This window comes from Tabrizicola aquatica, from assembly GCF_002900975.1.
GTDB classification, from domain to species: domain Bacteria; phylum Pseudomonadota; class Alphaproteobacteria; order Rhodobacterales; family Rhodobacteraceae; genus Tabrizicola; species Tabrizicola aquatica.
The window spans coordinates 415,489-440,427 of sequence record NZ_PJON01000003.1 but is presented as its reverse complement, the minus strand read 5'-3'; the positions used below and the strand labels follow the sequence as shown (position 1 = coordinate 440,427).

30 protein-coding genes are annotated in these 24,939 nt (G+C 67.1%); 7 read left to right on the top strand and 23 right to left on the bottom strand.

Features of this window, described 5'->3' with window-relative positions; genetic code table 11:
• Nucleotides 1-3 precede the first annotated feature (3 nt).
• The 14 genes from CXR42_RS14010 to CXR42_RS13945 form a co-directional block, all read right to left on the bottom strand.
• A complete protein-coding gene (locus CXR42_RS14010; RefSeq protein WP_103258167.1) occupies nt 4-504 on the bottom strand; it encodes a DUF3291 domain-containing protein in 501 nt (166 codons plus the stop codon).
• Nucleotides 501-905, bottom strand: a complete 405-nt coding sequence (locus tag CXR42_RS14005) for a DUF5333 domain-containing protein (protein WP_103258166.1) — start codon at nt 903-905, stop codon at nt 501-503. Before CXR42_RS14005 ends, CXR42_RS14010 begins: the two co-directional genes overlap by 4 nt.
• Before the next feature lie 107 nt (nt 906-1,012).
• Nucleotides 1,013-1,264: a hypothetical protein gene (locus CXR42_RS14000; protein WP_103258165.1), complete on the bottom strand. Its 252-nt coding sequence runs from the start codon at nt 1,262-1,264 to the stop codon at nt 1,013-1,015.
• Nucleotides 1,261-1,629, bottom strand: coding sequence for a hypothetical protein (locus CXR42_RS13995; RefSeq protein WP_103258164.1), 369 nt, complete (start codon nt 1,627-1,629; stop codon nt 1,261-1,263). The genes CXR42_RS14000 and CXR42_RS13995 overlap by 4 nt, the downstream gene beginning before the upstream one ends.
• Entirely contained in the window at nt 1,626-2,921 is a 1,296-nt protein-coding gene (gene nuoF / locus CXR42_RS13990) for an NADH-quinone oxidoreductase subunit NuoF (protein ID WP_103258163.1), read from the bottom strand. The genes CXR42_RS13995 and nuoF overlap by 4 nt, the downstream gene beginning before the upstream one ends.
• 9 nt (nt 2,922-2,930) lie before the next feature.
• Entirely contained in the window at nt 2,931-3,158 is a 228-nt protein-coding gene (locus tag CXR42_RS13985; RefSeq protein WP_103258162.1) for a DUF5337 domain-containing protein, read from the bottom strand.
• A gap of 5 nt (nt 3,159-3,163) precedes the next feature.
• Nucleotides 3,164-3,787: an NADH:ubiquinone oxidoreductase gene (locus tag CXR42_RS13980; protein WP_103258161.1), complete on the bottom strand. Its 624-nt coding sequence runs from the start codon at nt 3,785-3,787 to the stop codon at nt 3,164-3,166.
• Nucleotides 3,788-3,844: 57 nt separating this feature from the next.
• Complete coding sequence (locus tag CXR42_RS13975; RefSeq protein ID WP_103258160.1) at nt 3,845-5,020, bottom strand: NADH-quinone oxidoreductase subunit E; 1,176 nt, start codon at nt 5,018-5,020, stop codon at nt 3,845-3,847.
• Nucleotides 5,020-5,805: a hypothetical protein gene (locus CXR42_RS13970; protein ID WP_103258159.1), complete on the bottom strand. Its 786-nt coding sequence runs from the start codon at nt 5,803-5,805 to the stop codon at nt 5,020-5,022. Before CXR42_RS13970 ends, CXR42_RS13975 begins: the two co-directional genes overlap by 1 nt.
• Nucleotides 5,802-6,074: a hypothetical protein gene (locus CXR42_RS13965; RefSeq protein ID WP_103258158.1), complete on the bottom strand. Its 273-nt coding sequence runs from the start codon at nt 6,072-6,074 to the stop codon at nt 5,802-5,804. The genes CXR42_RS13970 and CXR42_RS13965 overlap by 4 nt, the downstream gene beginning before the upstream one ends.
• A gap of 111 nt (nt 6,075-6,185) precedes the next feature.
• Nucleotides 6,186-7,421 carry an NADH-quinone oxidoreductase subunit D gene (locus CXR42_RS13960; protein ID WP_103258157.1) on the bottom strand — a complete coding sequence of 412 codons (1,236 nt, stop codon included), beginning with the start codon at nt 7,419-7,421 and terminating at the stop codon, nt 6,186-6,188.
• Nucleotides 7,422-8,027, bottom strand: a complete 606-nt coding sequence (locus CXR42_RS13955; protein WP_103258156.1) for an NADH-quinone oxidoreductase subunit C — start codon at nt 8,025-8,027, stop codon at nt 7,422-7,424.
• 4 nt (nt 8,028-8,031) lie between these two features.
• Nucleotides 8,032-8,556: a NuoB/complex I 20 kDa subunit family protein gene (locus tag CXR42_RS13950; RefSeq protein ID WP_103258293.1), complete on the bottom strand. Its 525-nt coding sequence runs from the start codon at nt 8,554-8,556 to the stop codon at nt 8,032-8,034.
• A complete protein-coding gene (locus CXR42_RS13945; protein WP_103258155.1) occupies nt 8,556-8,921 on the bottom strand; it encodes an NADH-quinone oxidoreductase subunit A in 366 nt (121 codons plus the stop codon). The genes CXR42_RS13950 and CXR42_RS13945 overlap by 1 nt, the downstream gene beginning before the upstream one ends.
• A 298-nt stretch (nt 8,922-9,219) precedes the next feature.
• Here CXR42_RS13945 and CXR42_RS13940 point away from each other — a divergent pair, with 298 nt between their 5' ends.
• Nucleotides 9,220-9,636 carry a hypothetical protein gene (locus CXR42_RS13940; protein ID WP_103258154.1) on the top strand — a complete coding sequence of 139 codons (417 nt, stop codon included), beginning with the start codon at nt 9,220-9,222 and terminating at the stop codon, nt 9,634-9,636.
• 267 nt (nt 9,637-9,903) lie between these two features.
• On the opposite strand, the gene CXR42_RS13935 is transcribed toward CXR42_RS13940, so the two are convergent.
• The 5 genes from CXR42_RS13935 to CXR42_RS13915 form a co-directional block, all read right to left on the bottom strand.
• Nucleotides 9,904-10,713 (bottom strand): MBL fold metallo-hydrolase, encoded by an 810-nt coding sequence (locus CXR42_RS13935; RefSeq protein WP_245875454.1) that lies wholly within the window; start codon nt 10,711-10,713, stop codon nt 9,904-9,906.
• Nucleotides 10,713-11,228: a thermonuclease family protein gene (locus CXR42_RS13930; RefSeq protein ID WP_103258152.1), complete on the bottom strand. Its 516-nt coding sequence runs from the start codon at nt 11,226-11,228 to the stop codon at nt 10,713-10,715. Before CXR42_RS13930 ends, CXR42_RS13935 begins: the two co-directional genes overlap by 1 nt.
• Nucleotides 11,228-12,469: a DegT/DnrJ/EryC1/StrS family aminotransferase gene (locus tag CXR42_RS13925; protein ID WP_103258151.1), complete on the bottom strand. Its 1,242-nt coding sequence runs from the start codon at nt 12,467-12,469 to the stop codon at nt 11,228-11,230. Before CXR42_RS13925 ends, CXR42_RS13930 begins: the two co-directional genes overlap by 1 nt.
• A complete protein-coding gene (locus tag CXR42_RS13920) occupies nt 12,466-13,725 on the bottom strand; it encodes a TCR/Tet family MFS transporter (RefSeq protein WP_103258150.1) in 1,260 nt (419 codons plus the stop codon). The genes CXR42_RS13925 and CXR42_RS13920 overlap by 4 nt, the downstream gene beginning before the upstream one ends.
• Nucleotides 13,726-14,087: 362 nt before the next feature.
• Nucleotides 14,088-14,738 carry an HAD family hydrolase gene (locus CXR42_RS13915; RefSeq protein WP_103258149.1) on the bottom strand — a complete coding sequence of 217 codons (651 nt, stop codon included), beginning with the start codon at nt 14,736-14,738 and terminating at the stop codon, nt 14,088-14,090.
• Between the two features lie 92 nt (nt 14,739-14,830).
• On the opposite strand from CXR42_RS13915, the gene glmU reads away from it, so the two are divergent.
• Nucleotides 14,831-16,186, top strand: a complete 1,356-nt coding sequence (glmU, locus tag CXR42_RS13910) for a bifunctional UDP-N-acetylglucosamine diphosphorylase/glucosamine-1-phosphate N-acetyltransferase GlmU (RefSeq protein ID WP_103258148.1) — start codon at nt 14,831-14,833, stop codon at nt 16,184-16,186.
• Nucleotides 16,186-18,003, top strand: coding sequence for a glutamine--fructose-6-phosphate transaminase (isomerizing) (glmS, locus tag CXR42_RS13905; RefSeq protein ID WP_103258147.1), 1,818 nt, complete (start codon nt 16,186-16,188; stop codon nt 18,001-18,003). Before glmU ends, glmS begins: the two co-directional genes overlap by 1 nt.
• Before the next feature lie 34 nt (nt 18,004-18,037).
• On the opposite strand, the gene CXR42_RS13900 is transcribed toward glmS, so the two are convergent.
• On the bottom strand, nt 18,038-18,688 hold the full coding sequence (locus CXR42_RS13900; protein ID WP_103258146.1) for a ThuA domain-containing protein: 651 nt from the start codon (nt 18,686-18,688) through the stop codon (nt 18,038-18,040).
• A gap of 145 nt (nt 18,689-18,833) precedes the next feature.
• Here CXR42_RS13900 and CXR42_RS13895 point away from each other — a divergent pair, with 145 nt between their 5' ends.
• The 4 genes from CXR42_RS13895 (at nt 18,834) to trhA (ending at nt 23,166) form a co-directional block, all read left to right on the top strand.
• Nucleotides 18,834-19,799 (top strand): NAD(P)-dependent alcohol dehydrogenase, encoded by a 966-nt coding sequence (locus tag CXR42_RS13895; RefSeq protein WP_103258145.1) that lies wholly within the window; start codon nt 18,834-18,836, stop codon nt 19,797-19,799.
• 69 nt (nt 19,800-19,868) lie between these two features.
• Nucleotides 19,869-21,206, top strand: a complete 1,338-nt coding sequence (gene proS, locus CXR42_RS13890) for a proline--tRNA ligase (RefSeq protein WP_103258144.1) — start codon at nt 19,869-19,871, stop codon at nt 21,204-21,206.
• Between the two features lie 222 nt (nt 21,207-21,428).
• Nucleotides 21,429-22,418, top strand: a complete 990-nt coding sequence (locus CXR42_RS13885; RefSeq protein ID WP_103258143.1) for a potassium channel beta subunit family protein — start codon at nt 21,429-21,431, stop codon at nt 22,416-22,418.
• A gap of 88 nt (nt 22,419-22,506) precedes the next feature.
• Nucleotides 22,507-23,166, top strand: coding sequence for a PAQR family membrane homeostasis protein TrhA (trhA, locus tag CXR42_RS13880; protein ID WP_180996067.1), 660 nt, complete (start codon nt 22,507-22,509; stop codon nt 23,164-23,166).
• A 145-nt stretch (nt 23,167-23,311) separates the two neighbouring features.
• On the opposite strand, the gene CXR42_RS13875 is transcribed toward trhA, so the two are convergent.
• The 3 genes from CXR42_RS13875 to CXR42_RS13865 are packed head-to-tail and all read right to left on the bottom strand — an operon-like array spanning nt 23,312 to nt 24,724.
• Nucleotides 23,312-23,830, bottom strand: coding sequence for a helix-turn-helix transcriptional regulator (locus tag CXR42_RS13875; RefSeq protein ID WP_103258141.1), 519 nt, complete (start codon nt 23,828-23,830; stop codon nt 23,312-23,314).
• Complete coding sequence (locus tag CXR42_RS13870; protein ID WP_103258140.1) at nt 23,827-24,456, bottom strand: cytochrome b/b6 domain-containing protein; 630 nt, start codon at nt 24,454-24,456, stop codon at nt 23,827-23,829. The genes CXR42_RS13875 and CXR42_RS13870 overlap by 4 nt, the downstream gene beginning before the upstream one ends.
• Before the next feature lies 1 nt (nt 24,457).
• Nucleotides 24,458-24,724 (bottom strand): PepSY domain-containing protein, encoded by a 267-nt coding sequence (locus tag CXR42_RS13865; protein ID WP_103258139.1) that lies wholly within the window; start codon nt 24,722-24,724, stop codon nt 24,458-24,460.
• Nucleotides 24,725-24,939 lie beyond the last annotated feature (215 nt).

Below are 24,939 nucleotides of genomic sequence, written 5' to 3'. Positions count from 1 at the left end.
GCCCTACTCCGCCGCCACTTGCGCACAACCGCGGGTTTTCCACGCTTGCGCTTCTTTCAGATATGTCCAGCCGAAGGCATGGTCGCTGTCGCCATGCGCTTCCAGATGCTTCAACCGCTCCAGCGCCTCGTCCAAGGTGGGCTGGTGCCCGGCAGGCACCCACCACATGACGAAATGCATCCGGCCCAGCACCTCGAACCACTCGGCCCGCCGCTCATAGAACGCGCGATGCACCGTGTTGAAGACGAAATGCTCCAGCGTCTCGACGCTTTCCCAGACCGTCAGGTTCGACACGAACTGCGGGTCGCCGTCGATCTTGGCTTCGGTATTCCCGGTCCCCGGCTCGCCCGAACCTTCCATCATCCAGACGAAGCCGGGCATCCGCTTGCCCATCCCGTTCACCCGGTCGAGTGCGGCCATGAACTCGGCCACGCGCGGGTCGTCGGTGGGGGCCAGAAGGCGCCCCACGTTCAACTCGGCCAGGTGGAGGACGGGCTGGGTCACTTCTTCGACCTCAGCAGATAGCCGATCAGGCTTTCCTTGGCGATTTCCGCTTCTCCGATGGCGCAATAGGCCTCGGGCTTGCCCGGCTCGGCACCCTTGGCTTTCAGCCAGTCCGCCGCCTCGGCCTTGAACTTGGCCTTCTCCTCGTCCGAGGTGACGAAGGCGCGCACCACGTCCGAGGCATAGCCCTGCTTCAGCGCATAGTCGCGCAGCTTGTTCAACTCGCCCAGGGCGCGCAGCTTGCGGGCCTCCATCGTCGGGCAATTGTCGGCGATGGCATCGCCGATGAAACCCTGCAACAGCTTCTCGCGGATCACCGGCTCTTCGTTGATCGGCACCAGCGCATGGGCGGGCGCGGCAAGGGCTGCGGTCAGGGTAAGGGTCAGAATGAACGGGCGCATCAGGGCCTCCTTGGCTGCTCGTACCAAGGACATGGGGCCATAAGCCCGTGATATGCCATGACAAGCGGCCCTGTTCAGGGCTTCGTGACCAAAGGTGACAGCATTCGTCATGCGCACCCCTCCGCATAGACCCATTCGCCGGTCGCCCGGTCATAGCGGTCGTAGATCGAGACGCGGACCTTGCCCCCGCAGGCCGCGTCCGCCGCCTTGCGGGCCTGGGCACCCTCCCACATGGCAAAGGGCTGACCGTTGTTGGTCACCCGTACAGGCTCACCGCCGCGCTGGTCCGGGCCGGTCGCGGGCTGAACGCAGGCCGCGCAGGCAAGGACCATCGGCGATATGAGCAGGGCACGCATCATCCGCAGAACCCGTCGAACCAGTAGTCGCCCGAGGCAGGCTCCTTGTAGACGAACTGCGTGTCAAAGCCCTTCGGGTCGATCTTCCGCCCGCAGAACTGCCCCAGCGCATCCACCGCCGCGTCAAAGTCCGGCGCGCCCGAGATCACCACGGTATCCGCCGTTCCCGACTGCACGACCTGCGACTGACCCTTGGCATCGACCGTCGAGATCATCGACGGCCAGTCGGACATCTGCTCGGCCACAATGGTCGCGCCGGCAACTTCGACGGGTGTGCCCGCCAATACCCCGTCCACCCGTTCGGAATCCGGGATCTCGGACGACACACAGGCCGCAAGCGCCAGGGGAAGGAGCAGAGCGAACTTCATTCGGCGGCCACCGCACTGACGCGGCCGGTGCGCTTGGCCTTGATGCGGTCCTCGATCTCGTCGCGGAAGGCGCGGATCAGGCCCTGGATCGGCCAGGCGGCCGCGTCGCCCAGGGCGCAGATCGTGTGGCCTTCGACCTGCTTGGTCACCGACAGCAGCATGTCGATCTCTTCGACCTCGGCCTCGCCGCGGACCAGCCGGTCCATGACCCGCATCATCCAGCCGGTGCCTTCGCGGCAGGGGGTGCATTGGCCGCAGGACTCGTGCTTGTAGAACTTCGACAGCCGCCAGATCGCCTTGATCACGTCGGTCGACTTGTCCATCACGATCACCGCCGCCGTGCCCAGACCCGACCGCTGCTCGCGCAGCCAGTCGAAGTCCATGATCGCGTCGTCGCACTGTTCCTTGGTCAGCAAGGGGACCGAGGAGCCGCCAGGGATCACCGCCTTGATGTTGTCCCAACCGCCGCGCACGCCGCCGCAGTGGCGCTCCAACAGTTCCTTCAGCGGGATCGACATCGCCTCTTCGACGACGCAGGGATTGTTCACATGGCCCGAGATGCCAAAAAGCTTCGTCCCGGTGTTGTTCGGACGGCCAAAGCCCGCAAACCACTCCGGCCCGCGGCGCAGGATCGTCGGGACCACCGCGATGGATTCCACGTTGTTCACCGTGGTCGGGCAGCCATACAGACCCGAGCCCGCAGGGAACGGCGGCTTCATCCGGGGCATGCCCTTCTTGCCTTCCAGGCTTTCCAGCAGCGCCGTTTCCTCGCCGCAGATATAGGCCCCGGCCCCGTGGTGCAGGTACAGGTCGAAGTCCCAGCCGGATTTCGCGGCGTTCTTCCCCAGCATCCCGGCGTCATAGCATTCGTCGATGGCGGCCTGCAGCGCCTCGCGCTCACGGATGTATTCGCCGCGGATGTAGATGTAGCAGGTGTTCGCGTTCATGGCGAAGGAGGCGATCAGCGCGCCTTCGATCAGCGTATGCGGATCGTGCCGCATGATTTCGCGGTCCTTGCAGGTCCCCGGCTCGGACTCGTCGGCGTTGATGACCAGATAGGACGGGCGCCCATCCGACTGCTTGGGCATGAACGACCACTTCAGGCCCGTCGGGAACCCCGCCCCGCCCCGACCGCGCAGGCCGCTGGCCTTCACCTGCTCGATGATCGTGTCGCGCCCGCGCTTGATGATCTCGGCCGTGCCGTTCCAATGTCCGCGCTTCATCGCGCCCTTCAGGCTGCGGTCATGCATCCCGTAGAGGTTGGTGAAAATGCGGTCCTGATCCTTGAGCATCTTGTCTTCCTAACCCCGGCGTCCGCGCCAGATCTGATACGTCACCACCAAGGCCCACAGGAAAGCGGCGATGGCGGCCAGGTCGAACAGGAAGACATAGCGCGTCTCCCAGCCCATCTGGCCCCCAAGCCACTGCGCCCCCATCCACAACACGATCGTCCCGGCCAGGACGATACCGACCGTCCGCGACTTACGGGCGCGGGCAAGGTCGGCGGGATCGGGGCGCGGTTGCACCATGGGCCTCAATAGTTGTTGGTCTTGGCGCGTTCCCGGAACGCCTCAAGCCCGTCGGTCACGATGATCCGGGCCTGGGCCACCCACTTGTCGCGGGTGATCCGGCCCTTGAATCCCTTCATCTCGGCATCGACCAGCGCCACATCGGCGTCGGTCCAGGCGGCGATCTGGTCGAAGTGGTAAAAGCCCAGCTCATTGGCCAGCTTCTCCATCGCCGGACCAACGCCTTCCAGCTCTTTCAGGTTGTCCGCCACGCCGTTGCGCGGGGCCGACAGCCGCAGCGGGCCCTCGCCCACCGGGGCAGACATCACCGGGGCAGCCACCACCGGGGCAGACATCACCGCCGCCGGGGCCACCACCGCCTCGGCCACCACGGCAGCCGCAGGCGCCGCGTGATGCCCCGCGCCCGAGGCCTTGTCCGAACGGTCCAGATAGACCGCAGGCTCGGCGCTGCCCCAGGGCAGGCCCAGGATCAGGCCGACGACCGTCGCGACAACCGCCGCCATCGCCGCCGCAGGAAAGAGATCGAAGTCACCCAGAACAACCAGCACCGCAAAGGCGACCAGACCGGCTGCCGCCCCGATGACAAATCCCCCAAGCCAGGGGGCATTCACGTTTTCCGCTCTGTGCATTGCCGTCTCCCTCGTCCCGTTTGCCTGCCCTTGCGGGCGTTCTTGGTCGTCCTTCCGTTACGATTTGGCCGCGCGCTCGGCCTCGGCGACCGAGCCGCCCGCCGCCAGGATCTTCGCCTGCGCCACCCAATTGTCGCGGGTGACGCGGCCCTTGAAGCCTTCCAGGTTCGCGTCGACCCAGGCGATCTCGTTCGTGGTCCAGCCGGCGATCTGGTCGAAATGGTAGAACCCCAGCTTGTGGCAAAGCGCCTCCAGCTTGGGGCCGATCCCGACGATCAGCTTAAGGTCATCCGCCTTGCCGTCACGCGGGGCCGCAAGGCCCGCCGGGCGGGTGTCTTCACCCGCCGGCACCCGGGCTTCGGGCGTGGCGGCGGGGGTGGCGTTCGGGGCATCGCCCTCGGACTTCGGCTTGCCGCGGGACGAGGCCTTGGCCTCCTGCACCGTAGCGCCGGTCACATCCGCCTTGGCACCGGCACCCGGCGTCGGCTCGACCGCCTTGCCGCGCGCGGGCTTCGGCGCGGCCGGCTGGCCCAGCCAGGGCGTCGTCAGCGGCACTTCGGTCCCGTCGATCCGCTTGACCGTATCGGCCAGGTCCACCGCCCGCCGCGCGCTGGCGTTGTACTTGTCGCGCCCGGCCTCGTGGTCCTTGAGGCTGGTCAGCCCGCTCAGCGGTTCCGAGGCATAGCGGCCGTTCTGCGGCCCAGGCACCGCCACGTCGCCCACCCCGAAGCGCGCGATCAGGTCACGCAGCTTGTCGGCGGTCAGATCCTCGTAATAGTCCTTGCCGATCTGGGCCATCGGCGCATTGGCGCAGGCGCCCAGGCATTCGACCTCTTCCCAGCTGAACTTGCCGTCATGGCTCAGGGTGTGGGGGGTCGGCGCGATCAGCTGCTTGCAGACCGCGACCAGATCCTCGGCGCCACAGATCATGCAACTGGTGGTGCCGCAGATCTGCACATGCGCGACGCTGCCCACGGGCTGCAACTGGAACATGAAGTAGAAGGTCGCCACTTCCAGCGCCCGGATATAGGCCATGCCCAGCATCCCGGCGACGTATTCGATGGCCGGCCGGCTAAGCCAGCCCTCCTGCTCTTGCGCGCGCCACAGAAGCGGGATGATCGCGCTGGCCTGACGACCCTCGGGATATTTGGTGATCTGGGCCTGGGCCCATTCCAGGTTCGCCGGCGTGAAGGCGAAGGAGGCGGGCTGGTCTTTGTGAAGGCGGCGCAGCATCAGGGGCAGTCCTTGTGGTTCAGACGGAAAACACCGTTCGCAAAATCCATCGCGCCTTCGCCTGCCAGTTCCATCACCACGGTGACCGGATAGGTCTCCGCCGGTTCAAGCCCCAGTTCGGCCTCGACGGCCTCAAGCTGGCCAATGGGCAGGGTACAGCCGCGCGAAAGCAGCAGATCGGTGAACTTGGCGACGCTCTCGGGCTTGGCCGGGATCAGCGTTGTCGCCGGGGCATCGGGGGTGCAGATTTCCGGCGCAAGCGACACGCGCTGACTGCCGTCAGCGTCATCCGAGATCGTGGCAGACCCCGCGGCGACAAGGGCCTGGGTCATCGGCTCGTGCAGATGCTGCCGCAACCCGTAACCCGGCATCTGCTCGGCAATTGCGGCCTTGGTCATCGTGCAGCCGTTCGTCGCCATGATGCTGGTATAGACTTCGTCCCGGTAGGGCATTTCTGCCCCCTGCGGGGTCAATGGCTGTGCGGCTTCCTCGAAACCTTCGATTTCGACCGGCGCGCAGGCATGTTCGGGCATCGAGACCCGCTTGCTGCCATCGGCCTCATCCGTCAGCACCGCATCGCCCCGGGCGACCAGCGCCTCGGCCACAGCCTGATAGGTCGCCTGGTCGATCCCGGCGTCCTGCATCTGGCTGGCAAGATCGGCCTCGGCCATCGAGCAGCCGTTGAACTGCATCAGCATGACATAGGCGAATTCGGGATCGTCCACATCCTGCGCCAGAACCGGCGTCGCAAGCAGCATCAGACCAAAGGCAAGCGCGCGCGTCATTGGCAGATCTCGTCGCTCAGCGTCAGCAGCTTCATGTCGTCGGACAGCACGGCAAGATTGCGGTCGATCAGATAGACCGCGATCGCGCCCGACACCTCACGCGTGATCCCGGCGGCGGGCATCAGCTCTTCGGCCTCGTCCTCGGTCATGCTGCAATCATTCGCGGCGATGGCGTCGATGAACATGGCCTTCTGGTCTTCGGTGAAATCCTGCGCCAGGGCGGGCGCCGCCAGAAGGACAAGGGCCAAGGCCGGGGAAAGCACCCGCATCTCAGGCCCCCGCCATCATCGCGGACAGGACGGCCGGCAGGACCGCCGGCTGCGAGCCGAACAGCACCAGCAACACGATCAAACCCAGACCCACGGCAGGCGAGGCGGCGATCAACGGTCGATCTCCCCGAACACCACGTCCATCGTGCCGATGATCGCGCTGACATCGGCCAGCTGGTGGCCCTTGCAGATATAGTCCATCGACTGCAGGTGCAGATACCCCGGGGCCCGGATCTTGGCGCGGTAGGGTTTGTTGGTGCCATCGGCGACCAGATACACCCCGAACTCGCCTTTCGGCGCCTCGACGGCGGCATAAACCTCGCCGGCGGGAACGTGGAAGCCCTCGGTGTACAGCTTGAAGTGGTGGATGAGCGCCTCCATCGAGGTTTTCATCTCGCCCCGCTTCGGCGGCGTCAGCTTGCCGCGCGCCAGCACGTCGCCCTTCTCGACCCGCAGTTTCGCGCAGGCCTGACGGATGATGCTGGTCGACTGGCGCATCTCCTCCATCCGGCAGAGGTAGCGATCATAGCAGTCGCCGTTCTTGCCGACGGGGACCTGGAACTCGAATTCGTCGTAGCATTCATAGGGCTGGGCGCGGCGCAGGTCCCAGGCCAGGCCCGATCCCCGCACCATGACGCCCGAGTAACCCCATTTCTGGATATCCGCCTCGGTGACGATGCCGATATCGGCATTGCGCTGCTTGAAGATGCGGTTTTCCGTCAGCAGCCCGTCGATATCGTCCAGCACCTTCGGGAAGGCTTCCGCCCAGGCGTCGATATCGTTGATCAGGCTGTCGGTCAGATCCTGGTGCACGCCGCCGGGCCGGAAATAGGCCGCATGCAGCCGCGCGCCCGAGGCCCGCTCATAGAACACCATCAGCTTTTCGCGTTCCTCGAAGCCCCAGAGCGGCGGGGTCAAGGCGCCCACGTCCATCGCCTGCGTGGTCACGTTCAGCAGGTGGTTCAGGATGCGCCCGATTTCCGAATACAGCACCCGGATCAGGCTGGCCCGCCGGGGAACCTGCACGCCGGTCAGCCGCTCGATCGCCAGGCACCAGGCATGTTCCTGGTTCATCGGCGCCACATAGTCGAGGCGGTCGAAATAGGGCAGGTTCTGCAGGTAGGTCCGAGACTCCATCAGCTTCTCGGTCCCGCGGTGCAGCAGGCCGATATGCGGGTCGCAGCGTTCGACGATCTCGCCGTCCAGCTCCAGCACCAGACGCAGCACGCCATGCGCCGCCGGATGCTGGGGCCCGAAGTTGATGTTGAAGTTGCGGATGCGCTGCTCGCCGGTCTCGAAATCCTTCGAGCCGTCGTCATACGTGTTCACGCGGATATCGCCGTCCATCTACTTGCCCTCCGCCTTCTGGTCGCCCGGCAGGATGTAGCCCGCTCCCTCCCAGGGGGACATGAAGTCGAACATCCGGTACTCCTGCACCAGGCTGACGGGTTCATAGACGACACGCTTAAGCGCCTCGTCATAGCGGACCTCGGTATAACCCGTGGTGGGAAAGTCCTTGCGCAGCGGATAGCCGCGGAACCCATAGTCGGTCAGGATGCGCCGCAGGTCCGGGTGGCCGCTGAACAGGACGCCGAACATGTCGAACACCTCGCGCTCGAACCAGTTCGCGCTGGGGTGCAGATCGACCAGCGAAGGCACCATCTCGTCGTCCCGCACCGCGACCTTCAGCCGGATGCGGTGGTTCCGGTACATCGACAGGAAGTGGTAGACCACATCGAACCGCGCCGGGCGCTCGGGGTGGTCGACCGCCGTGATGTCCACCAGCGTCGAGAACCGGCAGGCCGGATCGTCGCGCAGGAACTCGAGCAGGGCTTTCAGGTTGGCCAGGTTGACGACCAGCGTCAGCTCGCCAAAGGCGACCGCGCTGGATTGCACGGCCTCGGGCTGCTTCAGCTCGATCAGGGCGGCCAGTTCGCGCAGGGCTTCCGACATGGGGTTACCTCACCAGGGTGCCGGTGCGGCGGATCTTCCGCTGCAACTGCAGGATTCCGTACAGCAGCGCCTCGGCCGTGGGCGGGCAGCCGGGGACATAGATGTCCACCGGGACGATCCGGTCGCAGCCGCGCACCACACTGTAGCTGTAATGATAATAGCCCCCGCCATTGGCACATGAGCCCATGCTGATCACATAGCGCGGCTCGGGCATCTGGTCATAGACCTTGCGCAGCGCCGGGGCCATCTTGTTGGTCAGGGTGCCGGCCACGATCATCACGTCCGACTGACGCGGCGAGGCGCGGGGCGCGACACCAAACCGTTCCGCATCATAGCGCGGCATGCTGGTATGCATCATCTCGACCGCGCAGCAGGCCAGACCGAAGGTCATCCAGTGCAGACTGCCCGTCCGCGCCCAGTTGATCAGATCCTCAGTCGAGGTCAGCAGAAACCCCTTGTCCTGCAACTCGCGGTTCAGGGCCTGGGTCGAGACCTCGCGATCCGCGCCGGCCGTGTTGGCCCCCGTCATCACTCCCATTCCAGGGCCCCCTTCTTCCATTCATAGGCAAAGCCGATGGTCAGAACCCCCAGGAACAGCATCATCGACCAGAAGGCGGCCATGCTGATCTCGCCGAAGGCCACGGCCCAGGGGAACAGGAAGGCGACTTCCAGGTCGAAGATGATGAACAGGATCGACACCAGGTAGAAGCGCACGTCGAACTTCATCCGCGCGTCGTCGAAGGCGTTGAAACCGCATTCGTAGGCGCTGACCTTTTCCGGGTCGGGATTGCGCACCGCGATCACGGCGGCGGCCAGGATCAGGATCAGGCCCAGGCCCACGGCGACGGCCAGAAGGATGAGAATGGGAAGGTATTCCCGGAGAAGCAGATCCACGAGGGGGCTCCTTGATGCTGGCGACATGCGAGCAGACGGACTCTGACGGCCCGCTTCGTCTCAGCGCCCGTTTACTCCGCCCCCCCGGCGCGGTCAACCGAAGGCGCAGGGAATTCGGGGTGATGCAGGCGCAGAAAATCGTCGCGGCCCCGCGCGCAGGCCGGGGACGCAAGCGGCGCGCCCTGGCGGCGGGCGGCGGGGGGCGGGCGCAGCGAAGGCCGGGCCGGTTTCCCCCACCTTGACCCCGGCGCGCGTCCTTGGTCCCCTGCATCCCAGCACAGTTCAAAGGACCCAGCCCATGCACCGCCCGCTTGCCACCTGCCTTGCCCTTCTGGCCGCCCTGCCCCTGCAGGCCCAGACCTGCGGCATCGACGCCACCGCGCTCGAAGCACGAATCGCCGAGCTTGAGCCTAGCTATGGCCTGATCCTGTCCGATATCAGCTGCGACGCGCCCACCCTGCCCGCGCATGTCGTGATGTGCGATGCGGCCAATACGCCGAACTGGACGCTGTGGCGGATGGGCCGGCTGGACGACCTCGCCTGGGCCTATGCGGTGGAAAACGCGACCGGGCAACAGATCGACCTGGCAAACCCGCCCCGCGACGCAAGCTTCCTGCAAGCCCGCGACGCCTGCACCGACGAGGCCTGCCTGTGCGAAGTGCTGATCCAGCACACCAACGACAGCCTTGGCGGCACCTCGCCCTACCCGCAGTGACCGGAGCCGACGGTGATCAGATAGGGCGCTTGCGCGCGAAGACTCCTTGTCTCGTCGTCGGGGCTTGCGCCCTCCTCCTCGGCTGACGAGGGGCGCTGCCCCTCGTGCTCCCCGGGATATTTGCGGAAGGGAAAGCGGAAGCCCGTTTCATCTTTGCCCAAATATCCCCGCCGGAGGCATCCCCGAGGAGAAGGGCGCAAGCCCCGACGACGAGACCAAGGACTTCGCCGCAAGGCGCTCAATCTCTCTGGCGACGGGGACCCTTGGTCAGCCCCGGGTGACCGGGTGGAAGGCATAGCCTGCACCGTCCCGCTCGATCCGGCCGATGCCGGGGTCGGACAGATGCGCGCCAGCGACCAGCCAGCCGGCCTCGACCGCCTGTTCCATCAGCGCAAGGCGGCTGGCCCGCGCCTGGTCGCGGTCGTCATCGTGGTGCCAGCCGACCCGCGGGCTGGGAAACTGCACGGCGGCATGGTGAACAAGGTCACCCCAGATCAAGAGCCGCCCGTCCACGAGATAGGCCATGTGCCCCGCCGTATGGCCCGGCGCGTTCACCGCCGTGACCCCGCGGATCGGCCCGTCGCCCTGCTCCAGCGGCATCAGCCGGGGGTGCAACGGGATCAGCCGCGGATTGGCACGGACCACCATCAGGTCCTCGACCGCGACGAACAGCCGTTGCGCAGCGGGGAAGGCCAGCCCGCCGTCCCCGTCCACCAGGCCCGAGACATGGTCGGCATGCGGATGGGTCAGCGCCAGCGCCGTGATCTCGGTCGCGCCGATGCCAGCCTCGGCCAGCGCCTCGGGCAGGCGGCCAAGGCCCGGCCGCCACTGATCCGCCGCGCCGGTGTCGATCATCAGGCACCCTCCCGGTCCCTGCACCAGGAAGGCTCGCACGGGCAGGCGCAACTCGCCCGCCACCAGATCCGCCGCCGTCAGAGCAGCCGAGTCCAGCGGCTTGTCGTCCTCATCCAAAAGGAACCGCGCCGGCAGCGTGGTCTCGCCGTCTGACAGCATGGTCACCGTCATCTCGCCCAGTTCCACCGTCAGGAACAGCTTGCCCGCCCGCAGGATCCGCATCAGCACCAACTCCCCCTCGGCCCGTTGCCATAGACGCGCGCATGGCCCGCCCGCACCATCCGCCCCGCCACATCCTGCCCGTCGAGGACCAGCCGCACCAGCGCCCGGCCGTACCGGTCCTGCCCCTCGCGCGTCAGGCTCAGCCGGTCGGCCTTCTGGATCAGCGTGCGCAAGCCCCAGGTCGCGCGCTCCGCCGCGATGAACTCGGCCAGGCATTTCGGCGAATACTTCTCGGGCGTGTCGAAGCCCACCAGCCGCGCGCTTTGCATCCCTTCCTCGGGACACATGAGCGAGACGGTATCCCCGTCGATCACCCGCAGGATGCGGCAGGCGCCCGCGTCGCTGTCCACCGGCTTCATCGCCGCATTCACCAGATCGGCCAGCGTGGGCAGCAGGAACAGCCCGACCACCCCCAGCCCCATCACCAGCTTCAGATAGAAGCGCGGGTCCACCAGCCGCCGCACCAGCCGCACCAGGGGTCCCGCAGGCCGCGCCGGGCGAAAGATCCGGCCCATCAATCCGCCGCCGGGGCCGCGACCGGGGCCAGGACTTCGGCCTTGGCGGCCAGTGCGGCCTCTTCGACCAGGATGCGGGCGATCTGCGCCACATCCTCGGGCGTGAAGGTCAGCGGCAGGCGCATGTCGATCAACCCGGCCAGCACCCGGTCGGTCTCTGGCAGCACCTCGGGCGCGGCATAGCGCCAATGCGCGTAGCGGCTGGTGAACCCCTGGGGATCGGCCGCGCCGAACCACTTCAACTCCACCCCCCGCGCCGCCGCCGCCGCGACGAAACCGGCGACCCGGGCCGCCTCCCACCCCGGCAGCAGGAACTGGAACGACGAGCCGACATAATCCTCATGCTGCGGCCGCGGGATCAGCTTGACGCCAACCGCCCCCGCCAGCCCCGCCTCCATCGCCTGGTACAGCGCCCGCCACCGCCCCCGCCGGTCGTCCAGCATGCCGACCTGAGGTCGCAGGATCGCCGCCCGCAGATTGTCCATCCGGCTGGACACATTGGGCACGTCCAGCTTCAGCGCCTCGAACACCTCTGGCCCCGGCGCCGCCCGGTGCCGCGCGTACAGCATGTAGGACCCCGACAGAAGCACCGCCCGCGCCGCCAGCTCCGCATCGTCGGTGACCAGAAACCCGCCCTCGCCCGAGTTCATGTGCTTGTAGGTCTGCGTCGAATAGCACCCCACCGCCCCATGCCGGCCCGAAGGCACGCCCTTCCACTTCGCCCCCATCGTATGCGCGCAATCCTCGATCACCCGCACGCCCAGCCGGTCACACAGGGCCATCAGCGCGTCCATGTCGCAGACATGGCCCCGCATGTGGGACAGAAGCAGCACCGTCGCGCCACTGGCCAGCGCCTGCGCCTCCAGATGCGCAAGGTCGATGGTCAGATCCTCGGTCACGTCGACGAAGACCGGCCGCGCACCGATCGACGCAATCGCCCCCGGCACCGGGGCCAGGGTAAAGGCATTGGACAGGACCGGATCGCCCGGCCTCACCTGCAACGCCCGCAGGGCGCAGGCCATCGCCGCCCCGCCCGAAGCCAGCGCCAGGCAGTACTTCGCGCCGACATAGGCCGCGAACTCCTCCTCCAGCAGCGCGGTCTCGGCCACCTCGCCCGGCACCGTGTTGTATCGGTGCAGCCGCCCATGCCGCAGCACCGCCATCGCCGCCTCGATCCCCGCCTCCGGGATCGGCTCCTGCTGGGTGAAACTGCCCGAAAACCTTTCGACCCGCTCGGTCATGCCTTTTCCGACCTCTTCAACATCAGGAACAGAAGGGTAGTTAGCGCAAGGAACCCCGCTGCCACCCAATAGGCCACATCGGTGGACCGCCAGGCCCGATCCTCGGCCCAGAAATGGCCGAAGATGAAGGCGAAGAACACCGTGCCAAACAGCATCGCCACATTGGTCACGGCGGAAATCCCGCCCTGTAACTCGCCCTGCGCATCCTCGGGCACGCGCTTGGTCAGAAGCGTCGTCATCAAGGGATGCACGAACCCCTCTGGCCCATGCAGGATCATCAGCGCGATCACCGCGCCAAGGCTGCCGACAAAGCCATAGCCCAGCACCACCAGCGTGGCACAGCACAGGCCGAAGAGCGCGACCTGCCACTCACCGAACCGCTTGGTCGCCGGGCCGGTCAGAAACCCCTGAAAGCCCCCCGCGATCAGCCCGAACACGGCCAGGGTGCCGCCGACCATCGCTTCGGACCAACCGAACTTGGCGATGCCCCAGAAGGTCCAGATCGCCGGGTAGACCGAGGTGGAAAAGAAGAACAGCCCCATGACCAGCACCATCGGCAAGACGCCGGGATAGCTGGCAAAGACCCGGAACGCGCCGAAGGGATTGGCGCGCCACAACTCGAACTTGCGGCGGTTCGCGGGGGCCAGGGATTCGGGCAGGACGAACCAGCCATAGGCGAAATTCAGCAAGGAAATCCCCGCCGCCACCCAGAAGGGCACGCGCGGCCCCAACTCTCCCAACAAACCGCCGATCGCCGGGCCGATCACGAAGCCCACGCCGAACGCCGCGCCCATATAGCCGTAAGCCTTGGCCCGGTCATCCGGCGCGGTCACATCGGCGATATAGGCGGATGCGATGATCCAGCTTGCGCCGCAGACCCCCGCGATGATCCGGCCGACGAACAGCCATTCCAGCGTCGGGGCCAGCGCCATCAGGATGAAATCCATCCCCAGCCCGAAGATCGCCAGCAACAGCAGCGGCCGCCGGCCGAAGCGGTCGGACAGGTTGCCCATCAGGGGCGCAAACACGAACTGCGCCAGGCTGAAGGCCGCGAACATCCAGCCCCCGATCACCGCCGCCTGGGCGATGTCGACATGGCCCACGTCCTCGATCAGCTTCGGCAGGACCGGCATGATCAGCCCGAACCCCACCATGTCCAGGAAAACGGTGATCAGGACAAATGTGACGGCATGACGACTGACGGGCCTCGGGGCCTCGGTCGCGGCGGCGGCGGTTGCGTCAGGGGCCTGGTTCATGGGGCGCGACCCTATGTCTGGCCCCTCGAACTGTCAAACTTCCGTGCGCCCTCCTGAGGCCCCGCGCCCGCCCACCCCGGAACCACCCCGCAGCCCTTTCATACTGGCCCAAATATCCCCGCCGGAGGCGATCCCAGCCGGTTGGCCGAAAGCCAGAGGCGAGACACAAACTCGCGCGCAGCGCGCTATTTCAAAACCGCCCGCCCCCACGCGGACCCGCCCGTCAAAGCGACGCTCCGCCGCGCGGCACAGCCAGCGCAAGACCAGCAAAACCCCGCCGGAGAATTCTTAAGAAACCCTTAGCGCCCGCGACCAACCTGTTGTTTTCACAAGTTGAACCCCAAATGTCCACCGTGGACATGTCAGCCCAGCAACCGCCCCGCCAGCCCCGGCAGGTCCTCGAACCGGTCCAAAAGCGCGGCCGGTCGGAACCGCTCCACCCCCCGGCCCTCCGGCCCGAAGGTGACCAGCGCGACCGGCACGCCTGCCGCAATTCCGGTCTTGGCGTCGGTCTCGGTGTCCCCCACCAGCATTGACCGTCCGACCACGCCCCCCGCCCGCTCCACCGCCGCCCGATAGGGCAGCGGATCGGGCTTTCTGACCGGCAGCGTATCCGCCCCGACCAGCGCCCCGAAGGCCTCCCGCACCCCCAGGGCGCGCAGCAGCCCCTCGGCCAGCCCCTCCGGCTTGTTCGTGCAGATCGAGACCGCGAACCCCGCTCGCCGCAGGCTCTCCACCGCCGCCATCGCGCCGGGATACAGCCGGGTATGGACGGCAATCGCCGCCCCATAGGCCTCCAGTAGCCGCGGATAGGCCGCGTCCACATCCGCCTCGGACCACGCCATCCCCAGCCGCTGGAACCCCAGCCGCAGCATCGCCCGCCCGCCATGGAACGCGGTCAGCGCGTCCGCAGGCCCCAGACAGGCGCGCGGCAGGCAGGCATTCGCCGCCGCCAGAAGATCGGCCGAGGTATCGGCCAGCGTCCCGTCCAGATCGAACACCACGCAGCGCATCGTCGCATCCTGTAACGTGGCGTGAGGCCCGTCCCCCTTGCCACCCGGCGCCACGGGGGTAAAACGGCCGCAACGATAAAGGAAGGGGCAGAATGCAGGTATCAGTCATCGTTCTGGCAGCCGGTCAGGGCACGCGGATGAATTCCGACACGCCCAAGGTTCTGCACCAGGTCGCCGCCGCCCCCCTCCTCCACCACGCGCTCAGCCTCGCGCAAGCCCTCGAACCCTCGCGCATCGTGACCATCACCGGGCACGGCGGCGAGGCTGTCGCGGCCGCCGCTACCGCCTTCAACGAAGCGATTGAGACCGTTGTCCAGGACCCCCAGCTTGGCACCGGCCATGCGGTCGCCCAGGCTGCCCCCCTCCTCGCGGACGCCGAGGGCGAGGCCATCGTCCTGTACGCCGATACCCCCCTGATCCGCGAGGACACCCTTCGCGCGATGCTGGAGGCCCGGGCGAAACACGCCGTCGTCATCCTGGGCTTCCACGCCCGCGACCCCGGCCGCTACGGTCGCCTCCTTACAAAAGGCGACGAACTCCTCGCCATCCGCGAGTTCAAGGACGCCACCCCCGAAGAACGCGCGATAACCCTCTGCAATTCCGGCGTTATCTGCGCCGAGGCAAAGCTCCTCTTCTCGCTCATCGCCGAGGTGAAGAACGACAACGCGGCGGGCGAATACTACCTGACCGATATCGTCGAACTGGCCCGCAAGCGCGGCCTTTCAGCCGGCGTTGTTCTTTGCGACGAGGCTGAGACGTTGGGCGTCAACACCAGGCAGCAACTGGCCGAGGCCGAGGCCGCCTTCCAGTCCCGCGCCCGCGCCGACGCGCTGGAGAACGGCGTCACCCTGACCGCCCCCGAAACCGTGTTCTTCGCGCTGGATACCTGGATCGGGCGCGATGCGATCATCGGGCCGAACGTCCTGTTCGGTCCCGGTGTCACCGTGGAATCCGGCGCGGAAATCAAGGGGTTCTGCCACCTGGAAGGCTGCCACATCAGCCGTGGCGCGACGGTCGGCCCCTTCGCCCGCCTGCGCCCCGGCGCCGAACTGGCCGAGGATGTACACGTCGGCAACTTCGTCGAAATCAAGAACGCCATCCTGGACGAGGGCGTGAAGGTCGGTCACCTGACCTACCTCGGCGACGCCCATGTCGGCGAATTCACCAACATCGGCGCGGGCACCGTCACCTGCAACTACGACGGCGTGATGAAGCACCGCACGACCATCGGCAAGCGCGCGTTCATCGGCTCGGACACGATGCTGGTCGCCCCGGTCACCGTGGGCGACGGCGCGCTGACCGCCAGCGGGTCGGTCATCACCGAGGACGTGCCCGCCGAGGCCGTGGCCATCGCCCGCGCCAAGCAGGTGACAAAACCGGGCCTGGCCACGCGAATGTTCGAAAAGTTGAAATCCATCAAGGCCGCCAAGGCCAAAGGACAGTCATAATGTGCGGTATTGTGGGGGTCCTGGGAAACCACGAGGCAGCGCCGCTGCTGGTCGAGGCGCTGAAACGCCTGGAATATCGCGGCTATGACAGCGCCGGGATCGCCACCGTCAACGCCGGGCGCCTGGACCGGCGGCGCGCGGTGGGCAAGCTGGTGAACCTCTCCGACCTTCTGGTCCATGAGCCTCTCGCGGGGAAGGCCGGCATCGGCCACACCCGCTGGGCCACGCATGGCGCGGCCACCGTGACCAACGCCCACCCGCATCGCGCGGGCGGCGTGGCGGTGGTCCACAACGGGATCATCGAGAACTTCCGCGACCTGCGCGCCGAACTGGCGGCCGAGGGCTATACCCAGGAATCCGAGACGGATACCGAGACCATCGTCCTGCTGACCCGCCGCGCGATGGACCGGGGCGCGACGCCCATTGAGGCGGCACAAGAGACGCTCGCCCGCCTGCACGGCGCCTTCGCGCTTTGCTTCCTGTTCGACGGCCACGACGACCTGATGATCGCCGCCCGCAAGGGCAGCCCGTTGGCCATCGGTTGGGGCGACGGCGAGATGTTCGTGGGCAGCGACGCCATCGCGCTGGCGCCGATGACCGACCGCGTGACCTATCTGGAAGAGGGCGACTGGGCCGTCATCACCCGCGCCGGCGCGCAGATTTTCGACGCCAACGGCGCGCGGGCGAACCGGGCCGAGACCCGTATCCAGTTGGACAGCGCCCGGATCGAGAAGGCCGGCTACAAACACTTCATGGCCAAGGAAATCGCCGAGCAACCCGTGGTCATAGCCGACGCGCTGAAGCACTACACCTCTTCCCGCGGCACGTTGGAACTGCCAGAGGCCCTTGATTTCACAGGTATAGACCGGGTGACGCTGGTTGCCTGCGGCACCGCCTCCTATGCCTGCCATGTCGCGAAATACTGGTTCGAGCAGATCGCCGGCCTGCCCGCCGACATCGATATCGCGTCCGAATTCCGCTACCGTGACCCGGTCCTTTCACCGGCCAGCATGGCGGTTTTCGTCAGCCAGTCGGGCGAGACGGCGGACACGCTGGCCGCGCTGCGCCATGTGAAGGAAAAGGTGGCCAAGGTTGTCGCCGTGGTGAACGTGCCCACCTCCTCGATCGCGCGAGAGTCGGACCTTGCCCTGCCGATCCTGGCGGGGGTGGAGGTTGGCGTCGCCTCGACCAAGGCCTTCACCTGCCAGTTGACAACATTGGCCCTGATGGCCCTGAAAGCGGCGCAGGATCGCGGGCGGATCGACGCGGCCACGCTGAAGGATCGGCTGGACGGCCTGCGCGCCCTGCCGGGGTTGATGAACGTGGCCCTGGCGCTGTCGGACCCCATCGCCCGCATCGCCGAAGAGCTGGCAAAGGCGCAGGACATCCTGTTCCTGGGTCGCGGCCCGATGTTCCCGCTGGCCCTGGAAGGCGCGCTGAAGCTGAAGGAAATCAGCTACATCCACGCCGAAGGTTATGCGTCAGGTGAGCTGAAGCACGGCCCTATCGCCCTGATCGACGCCGCCGTCCCGGTGATCGTTCTGGCCCCCAAGGACGCGCTGTTCGACAAGACCGTGTCGAACATGCAAGAGGTGATGGCGCGCAACGGCAAGGTGCTCTTGCTGTCTGACGCCGGGGGGGTGGACCTCGCGGGCCAGGGCACCTGGAAAACCCTGACCCTGCCCGCCGTCGATCCCCTTTGGGCACCGATCCTCTATGCGGTCCCGGCGCAGCTGCTGGCCTATCACACCGCCATCGCCAAGGGCACCGATGTGGACCAGCCGCGCAACCTGGCGAAATCGGTGACCGTGGAGTGAGGGCGTAAGGTGCGTGATATCACGCACCCTACCTTCAGCGTGCCGCCCAGAGGAGGCCGCGCCGCATCAACTCGGCCGCCGGGCCATTGTCGATCACGTTCCGCTGGTGGCCAAGCGCGTTGTAATAGACCCGCCCCGCGCCCCAGCGTTTGGTGAACACCACCGGCATCGCCACCGGCCCGTTCGGGGAATGCGGCCCCTCGAGCAGTGGGAAGTCGCAGACGGCATGGACCTTCACCACCGGATCGACGTGCAGGTAATACTGCTCGGTCTTGACCGTGAAATCGCCCACGCCCGCGACCAGGGGATCGTCCGAGACGATCCGCACCCCATAGTCCACCCCGTCATTGCCCGGATGCGCCACCCATTGCGCGCCGGTCATGAACTGCCAATCCACATTCTCGCGGAAGGCGTCGCACATGCCGCCGTGGCAGCCAGCCAGGCCCACGCCCCCGGCAACGGCGGCGCAGGCGTTCTTGGCCTGCTCCTTCTCGATCTTCGACATGGTCCAGACCGGGACGATCAGGCTCAGCCCTTCCAGCCGGGCCGGATCGTCGAAACAGGCCAGCGTGTCGGTCACCTCGACCTCCATCCCCGCCTCGCGCAGCCAATCGGCGAAAAGCGCGGCCACCTTGTCCGGCTCATGCCCGTCCCAGCCGCCCCAGGTTACCAATGCCTTTGCCATGTCGTCCCCTCCGGTTCTTGCCGGGCAGGCTAGGCAGCGACGGCGCGGCGGTCAACGCGGTAAGGTAATCCCTACGGCCGACATGCAGCCTTTGACCCTCGGCCGACCGGGGCCTAGCCTTGCGCGGCCTTATCCCGGACAACTTATGAAAACCGCGCATTACACCGCCTATGGCCCGCCCTCGACCATCGCCTTCCGCGATGACCCCGTCCCCACGCCCGGCGCGGGAGAGGTTCTGGTCCGTGTCCACACCGCCCCCGTCACCGCCGGGGATGCCCGGATGCGCTCGGGCAGGGTGCCCCGGGGTCTGGGCCTGATGGTCCGGCTGGCCCTTGGCCTGACCCGCCCCCGCGTCGCCCCCGGCTGGGCCTTCGCGGGCGAGGTGGCGGCCGTGGAGCCGGGGGCCGAGGGGTTCCAGCCAGGGCAAAAGGTCTTTGGCCTCAAGGGCTTCAAGGGTGGGGCGCACCGCGAGTATCTGACCATCGCCGCCACCGGCACGATCCTGCCCCTGCCCGAGACGCTTGATTTCCGCACCGGCGCGGCTTTCTTTTTCGGCGGCCTTACCGCAGCCGAGTTCCTGATCGACCGCGCCCGCCTGCAACCCGGCGAACGCCTGCTGGTGGCTGGCGCGACCGGGGCCGTGGGGGGGGCTGCGGTGCAGATCGGCCGCCACCTTGGCGCGCGGGTCAGCGCCACCGCCTCGCCCGCGAACCACGCGCTGGCCCGCCAGTTGGGGGCCGAGGCGGTCAGCGACTATCGCGACCAGCCCCCCTCTGGCCCCTTCGACGTGATCGTCGACGTGATGGGCAAGCTTGCCTGGCCCGGCGCGCGGCCGCTTCTGGCCCCGGGCGGGCGGCTGGTCCTGATCACCGCCGACCTGCCCCAGATGCTGGGCGCGGCGCTCCGCCCCCGCCGCGACGGCCGCCGCATCCTGACCGGCACCAACCGCGACGACCTGCCCTCGATGCGCCGGCTTGTCGACCTGCACCTGGCGGGCGCCTACACGCCCGCACTTGGCCCCGTCCTGCCCTTCGACCAGTTAGCGCAGGCCCACAGCCTGGCCGAAAGCTTCCACAAACCCGGCAACATCGTGGTCGAGATGGCCGCCTGAGCCCCGCCGCCTTGCGGGGTGGCCGCGAAGCCGTTAGGAAACCCGGGTCCCTAAAGCCAAAGGCCCGCCATGCGTCTTTCCCGCTACTTCCTGCCCGTCCTGAAGGAAAACCCCGCCGAGGCGCAGATCGTCTCGCACCGCTACATGCTGCGCGCCGGCATGATCAAGCAGCAGGCGGCCGGCATCTATTCCTGGCTGCCGCTGGGCTATCGCGTGCTGAAGCGGATCGAAGAGATCGTGCATCAGGAACAGATCCGCGCCGGGCACATCCCGCTTCTGATGCCGACGCTGCAACCCGCCGACCTGTGGCGCGAGTCGGGTCGCTATGACGACTACGGCCAGGAAATGCTGCGGATCAAGGACCGGCAGGACCGTGACATGCTGTACGGCCCGACGAACGAGGAGATGATCACCGACATCTTCCGGTCGCACGTCAACAGCTACAAGGACCTGCCGCTGACGCTCTACCACATCCAGTGGAAGTTCCGCGACGAGATGCGCCCCCGGTTCGGCGTCATGCGCGGGCGCGAGTTCCTGATGAAGGACGGCTACAACTTCGACGTGGACCGCGACGCGGCACTCCATGCCTACAACCGCCACATGGTCAGCTATCTGCGCACCTATGAACGCATGGGCCTGACCGCGATCCCGATGCGCGCGGCGTCTGGCCCCATCGGCGGCGACAACACGCATGAATTCCTGGTGCTGGCGCAGACGGGCGAGTCCGAGGTGTTCTACGACGACCGCGTGACCGCTCTGAAACTGGGTCAGCGCGACATCGACTATGACGACCGCGCGCAGGTGGCCGATGTCTGCAAGGAGTTCACCACCCTTTACGCCCGCACCGACGAAACCCACGACCAGGCAGTGTTCGACCAGGTCCCCGAAGCGCACCGCAAGGTCGGCCGGGGCATCGAGGTCGGGCAGATCTTCTATTTTGGCACCAAGTATTCCCAGTCGATGGGCGCTGAAGTCACCACGGCCGAAGGCACCAAGGTCCCGGTTGAGATGGGGTCGCACGGCATCGGCGTTTCCCGCCTTCTGGGCGCGATCATCGAGGCGAGCCATGACGACAAGGGCATCATCTGGCCGGAGGGGGTCACCCCCTTCCCGGTCGGCATCGTGAACCTGAAGCAGGGCGACAGCGCCGCCGATGCCGCCTGCGAGGGGCTGTACAAGGCGCTGCGGGCCAAGGGGCTTGAGGCGCTGTATGACGACCGCGACGAACGCGCCGGGGCAAAATTCGCCACGATGGACCTGATCGGCCTGCCCTGGCGGATCACCGTCGGCCCGCGCGGCCTGGCGAACGGGGTGGTCGAACTGACCTGCCGCCGCACCGGCGAATCCGAAGAGGTCTCGCCCGAAGCCGCCGTCGACCGGATCGCCCAGATCTACGCCGGTATCTGACCCGCCGCGCCGGGGTCCTGCATCACGCGGGACCCCGGCCGCCTTCAGCCGCGCGACCTTTGCCGGTACTGTTTCGCAAGATGAAACCGCGCCGGGAACCATCTAGCCCGTGAACGCTTGTCCCATGGTACCGGAGGGCCCTGCCCGCCGCAGCTTTGTGCGCCCGGACCTCAACCCTGCGACAGCACTGTCGCCCGTTATCTGAAAAGCATGGAGAGCAGCATGGAATACCGTCGTCTGGGCAAATCGGGGCTGAAGGTCAGCGAGTTCTCTTTCGGGTCCTGGGTCACCTTCGCCAATCAGGTCGATGTGGGCCCGGCCAAACAGCTTCTTACCGCCGCCTATGACGCCGGGATCAACTTCTTCGACAATGCGGAGGGGTACGAGGCCGGGGCCTCGGAACAGGTCATGGGCCAGGCGATCCAGGAGTTGGGCTGGGGCCGCGACAGCTTTATCGTCTCGTCCAAGGTCTATTGGGGCGGCGACAAGCCCACCCAGCGCGGCCTTTCGGCCAAGCATGTGACCGAAGCCTGCCATGCCGCGCTGAAGCGGCTGCGCGTCGATCACCTTGACCTCTACTTCTGCCACCGCCCCGACATCGACACGCCGATCGAGGAAACCGTGCGGGCGATGCACAACCTGATCCTGCAGGGCAAGGTGATCTACTGGGGCACCTCGGAATGGTCGGGCCAGCAGATCACCGAGGCGCATCTGGTCGCCCGCCGCGACGGCCTGACCCCGCCGACGATGGAGCAGCCGCAGTACAACCTTTTCGAGCGGGACAAGGTCGAACGCGACTATCTGCCGGTCTATGACACCTACGGCCTTGGCACCACCATCTGGTCGCCGCTGGCCTCGGGCCTTCTGACCGGCAAGTACAATGACGGCGTGCCGCAGGACAGCCGTGCCGCCCTGCCCGGCTATGATTGGCTGCGCGAGATCGTCGAGGGGCCGAAAGGCGCACGCCGCATCCCGCAGATCAAGGCCCTGGCCAGGATCGCCTCGGACGCGGGCCTGCCGATCCACCACATGGCGCTTCTGTGGTGCCTGGCGAACCCGCGTGTGTCGACCGTGATCCTGGGGGCCTCAAGGCTGGAGCAGTTGCAGGACAACCTGGAGGCGCTGGACCACAAGGCCAAGTTGACGCCCGAGGTGATGGATGCGATCGAGGAGGTCGTGCAGAACAAGCCCGAACTGCCGCAGCGCATCTAGTGACGCAGCGGCAGGTCGCGCAAAGGTGGCTTGACCGGCGATCACCGCCGGTCATCTATCGGTAATGTTTCCGCGCCAGACTGACACCATGACCCTGCCCTCCGACCACTACCGCCTGAAAAAGCGCGAGCTTTCGCTGCACGAGCTCCTGGCCGATGGCATCGTCCACGCCCTCGCCCTCTTGGCCGGGATCATCGCCTTTCCGATCCTGCTGTTCCACGCATTGCAAACAGCCGGAATCGGCACTTTCGCCGCGCTGGCCGTCTATGCCGCCGGGTTCTTCCTGATGTGGGGCTTCTCGCTGGCCTACAACATGACGCCGCCCTCGGCGCTGAAATGGCTGCTGCGGCGCTTCGACCATTCGATGATCTACGTGATGATCGCCGGCACCTACACGGCCGTGATCCCGCATCTGGACAGCTCCTGGGCCTGGGGCCTGGGGATCGTGGTCTGGACCGGCGCCGCACTGGGGATCGTGGTCAAGGTGGTTCTGCCGGGCCGCTATGACCGGCTGGCGATCCTGGCCTATATCCTCTTGGGCTGGGTCGGCGTCATCGCCATCGGCCCGGTCTCGGCCGCGTTGCCCTCGGTCTCGCTGTGGCTGCTGGCAGCGGGGGGGCTGACCTATGTGGCCGGCGTGGCCTTTTATGTGTGGGAGCGGCTGCGGTTCCAGAACGCGATCTGGCATCTCTTTGTCGCGGCGGCGGCGGGAATGCACTTTGCCGCGGTGGCGGTCGCGGTGGCCTGACCGGGGTGGGCGCATCGCCCACGCTACGCCCCTGCGGATGACGGCAGGTCATTCAGGGCACCGCACAGGCCCCACTTCACAAAGTCACATTCGGGACTAACGGGCGTAGGGTGGGCGATCCGCCCACCGTCCCCATGCCCAGCGGCTAACCCACCGAAGCGGGAACGCCCTGGCCCAGCAGATCCTCGACGAAGAAAGCCGCGAACTGCGCCCGTCCCGAGACCCCGGCCTTGGCATAGATCCGCGTCAGCTGTGCCCGGACCGTGCCCTGCGCCGCGCCGCGCAGCTCGGCGATCTCGGCCACGTCCAGGCCCTTCAGCGCCAGAAAGCCCACATCACGCTCGGCCGGGGTCAGCGCCCAGGCCTGGAACTGCGTCTCGATCACCTCGCCCAAGGCGCCCCGCGCCACGTCCAGCGCCTGCTCCTGCGCCCGCAAAAGCTCGATCGTCCGGCGCAGCGCGAAGGCGCCAAAGACGATTCCCAGCACCAGCGCCGCCGTCACCCCCGCCTCGAAGATGAAATGAACCGAGGTCGGGTCCTCGCGCAGGTCGCCGATCACGTCGCCGACGAAGAACACCGTGCCCAGTGTCTGGACCAACAGAAACGCCAACAGGGCGGCCGTCTGCCGCCGCCCCGCCTCTTTCAAGCCTGCCGTCGCCGTCATTTGCGCCTTTCGCCCAGCAGCATCGGCGCGACCAGGTTGCGCCGCATCGCGCGCCCCTCGACCACGACCCCGGCCACGTGCAGCGCGGCCAGGATCAACAGCAGATTGGCCACCACTTCATGCACCTCCTCGGCGGTATGGCGCAGGCCCGAATCCTCGTCGTTATCGTCCCCGCCCTTGCGGATCAAAGCAGACCAGTCGCCGGATGCAACCGCCGCCTTGTCCGCCGCCACCTGCATCGGTGTCGCACCGCCGGTCATCACCAGGCCCGTCACCGTCACCAGCGCCAGGCAGGCCCAAAATGCATAGGCCATCATCGCCCCCGCCGGGTTGTGCGAGGGATAGTCCCGCACCCGGCCCGAGGCGAGTTGCCCCAGATGGCGCAGCGCCGCCACCGGATTGGGCGGGAAGGCCGAGAACCGCGCCTCGGTCGGGCCAAGCGCCCCCCAGACCAGCCGCAGCATCAGAAGCGCCAGCACCAGCCAGCCCAGCAGGACATGCCACAGGCTGCCGCCCTCGGTCACCAGCGCATTGGCCAGGACCGAAACGGCGATCCCCCAATGCGTCAGACGGACCACCGGGTCCCACAGAGACGGCGGCGCGGCAAGGGTCAGGGGGGCGGCCATGTCAGTCCTCGGCCTTGATTTCGACGACCTTGCCGCTGGCCGGATCAAGGTAGACTTCCATCAGCTTGTTGGTGGCGGTGTCGGTACACTTGGCCTCGATCTTGCCATCCTCGGCCTCGAACTCGACGACCTTGCAGCCGGCCTTCTCCAGGGCCGCTGTCGCGGTGGCAGGATCGGTGCCGATCACGTCGCCCACCACCGGCATCGCCAGCGCGGCAAAGGGGGTGAAGGCGGCCAGCGTCAGGGGAAGCAGGAATTTCGATGTCATGGTCAGACCTTTCGGTAGGTGAGGGACCGGCCCACCCATCGGGCGAAGGACCGGGCCGGGACGATTGCCCCGGCTGCCCCGATCTGCCCGCAGCCTGGGCCCGCGGTCCATCGACCCTGCGCTTAAGGGGCGGTCCTTAAGCGGCAGCTGACAGCGAAATCCCGCCGAAACGCCAACCCCTTGCGCGGCGGCGCGGCAGGGGCGATATGTGGGGC

Bases quoted from the DNA above. Each gene is read 5' to 3' on its own strand.
- CXR42_RS14005 (WP_103258166.1), bottom strand. From the start codon at position 905: ATGCGCCCGTTCATTCTGACCCTTACCCTGACCGCAGCCCTTGCCGCG.
- CXR42_RS14000 (WP_103258165.1), bottom strand. From the start codon at position 1,264: ATGATGCGTGCCCTGCTCATATCGCCGATGGTCCTTGCCTGCGCGGCC.
- CXR42_RS13995 (WP_103258164.1), bottom strand. From the start codon at position 1,629: ATGAAGTTCGCTCTGCTCCTTCCCCTGGCGCTTGCGGCCTGTGTGTCG.
- nuoF (WP_103258163.1), bottom strand. From the start codon at position 2,921: ATGCTCAAGGATCAGGACCGCATTTTCACCAACCTCTACGGGATGCAT.
- CXR42_RS13985 (WP_103258162.1), bottom strand. From the start codon at position 3,158: ATGGTGCAACCGCGCCCCGATCCCGCCGACCTTGCCCGCGCCCGTAAG.
- CXR42_RS13980 (WP_103258161.1), bottom strand. From the start codon at position 3,787: ATGCACAGAGCGGAAAACGTGAATGCCCCCTGGCTTGGGGGATTTGTC.
- CXR42_RS13975 (WP_103258160.1), bottom strand. From the start codon at position 5,020: ATGCTGCGCCGCCTTCACAAAGACCAGCCCGCCTCCTTCGCCTTCACG.
- CXR42_RS13970 (WP_103258159.1), bottom strand. From the start codon at position 5,805: ATGACGCGCGCGCTTGCCTTTGGTCTGATGCTGCTTGCGACGCCGGTT.
- CXR42_RS13965 (WP_103258158.1), bottom strand. From the start codon at position 6,074: ATGCGGGTGCTTTCCCCGGCCTTGGCCCTTGTCCTTCTGGCGGCGCCC.
- CXR42_RS13960 (WP_103258157.1), bottom strand. From the start codon at position 7,421: ATGGACGGCGATATCCGCGTGAACACGTATGACGACGGCTCGAAGGAT.
- CXR42_RS13955 (WP_103258156.1), bottom strand. From the start codon at position 8,027: ATGTCGGAAGCCCTGCGCGAACTGGCCGCCCTGATCGAGCTGAAGCAG.
- CXR42_RS13950 (WP_103258293.1), bottom strand. From the start codon at position 8,556: ATGACGGGGGCCAACACGGCCGGCGCGGATCGCGAGGTCTCGACCCAG.
- CXR42_RS13940 (WP_103258154.1), top strand. From the start codon at position 9,220: ATGCACCGCCCGCTTGCCACCTGCCTTGCCCTTCTGGCCGCCCTGCCC.
- CXR42_RS13935 (WP_245875454.1), bottom strand. From the start codon at position 10,713: ATGCGGATCCTGCGGGCGGGCAAGCTGTTCCTGACGGTGGAACTGGGC.
- CXR42_RS13930 (WP_103258152.1), bottom strand. From the start codon at position 11,228: ATGGGCCGGATCTTTCGCCCGGCGCGGCCTGCGGGACCCCTGGTGCGG.
- CXR42_RS13925 (WP_103258151.1), bottom strand. From the start codon at position 12,469: ATGACCGAGCGGGTCGAAAGGTTTTCGGGCAGTTTCACCCAGCAGGAG.
- CXR42_RS13920 (WP_103258150.1), bottom strand. From the start codon at position 13,725: ATGAACCAGGCCCCTGACGCAACCGCCGCCGCCGCGACCGAGGCCCCG.
- CXR42_RS13915 (WP_103258149.1), bottom strand. From the start codon at position 14,738: ATGCGCTGCGTGGTGTTCGATCTGGACGGGACGCTGGCCGATACCTCG.
- glmU (WP_103258148.1), top strand. From the start codon at position 14,831: ATGCAGGTATCAGTCATCGTTCTGGCAGCCGGTCAGGGCACGCGGATG.
- glmS (WP_103258147.1), top strand. From the start codon at position 16,186: ATGTGCGGTATTGTGGGGGTCCTGGGAAACCACGAGGCAGCGCCGCTG.
- CXR42_RS13900 (WP_103258146.1), bottom strand. From the start codon at position 18,688: ATGGCAAAGGCATTGGTAACCTGGGGCGGCTGGGACGGGCATGAGCCG.
- CXR42_RS13895 (WP_103258145.1), top strand. From the start codon at position 18,834: ATGAAAACCGCGCATTACACCGCCTATGGCCCGCCCTCGACCATCGCC.
- proS (WP_103258144.1), top strand. From the start codon at position 19,869: ATGCGTCTTTCCCGCTACTTCCTGCCCGTCCTGAAGGAAAACCCCGCC.
- CXR42_RS13885 (WP_103258143.1), top strand. From the start codon at position 21,429: ATGGAATACCGTCGTCTGGGCAAATCGGGGCTGAAGGTCAGCGAGTTC.
- trhA (WP_180996067.1), top strand. From the start codon at position 22,507: ATGACCCTGCCCTCCGACCACTACCGCCTGAAAAAGCGCGAGCTTTCG.
- CXR42_RS13875 (WP_103258141.1), bottom strand. From the start codon at position 23,830: ATGACGGCGACGGCAGGCTTGAAAGAGGCGGGGCGGCGGCAGACGGCC.
- CXR42_RS13870 (WP_103258140.1), bottom strand. From the start codon at position 24,456: ATGGCCGCCCCCCTGACCCTTGCCGCGCCGCCGTCTCTGTGGGACCCG.
- CXR42_RS13865 (WP_103258139.1), bottom strand. From the start codon at position 24,724: ATGACATCGAAATTCCTGCTTCCCCTGACGCTGGCCGCCTTCACCCCC.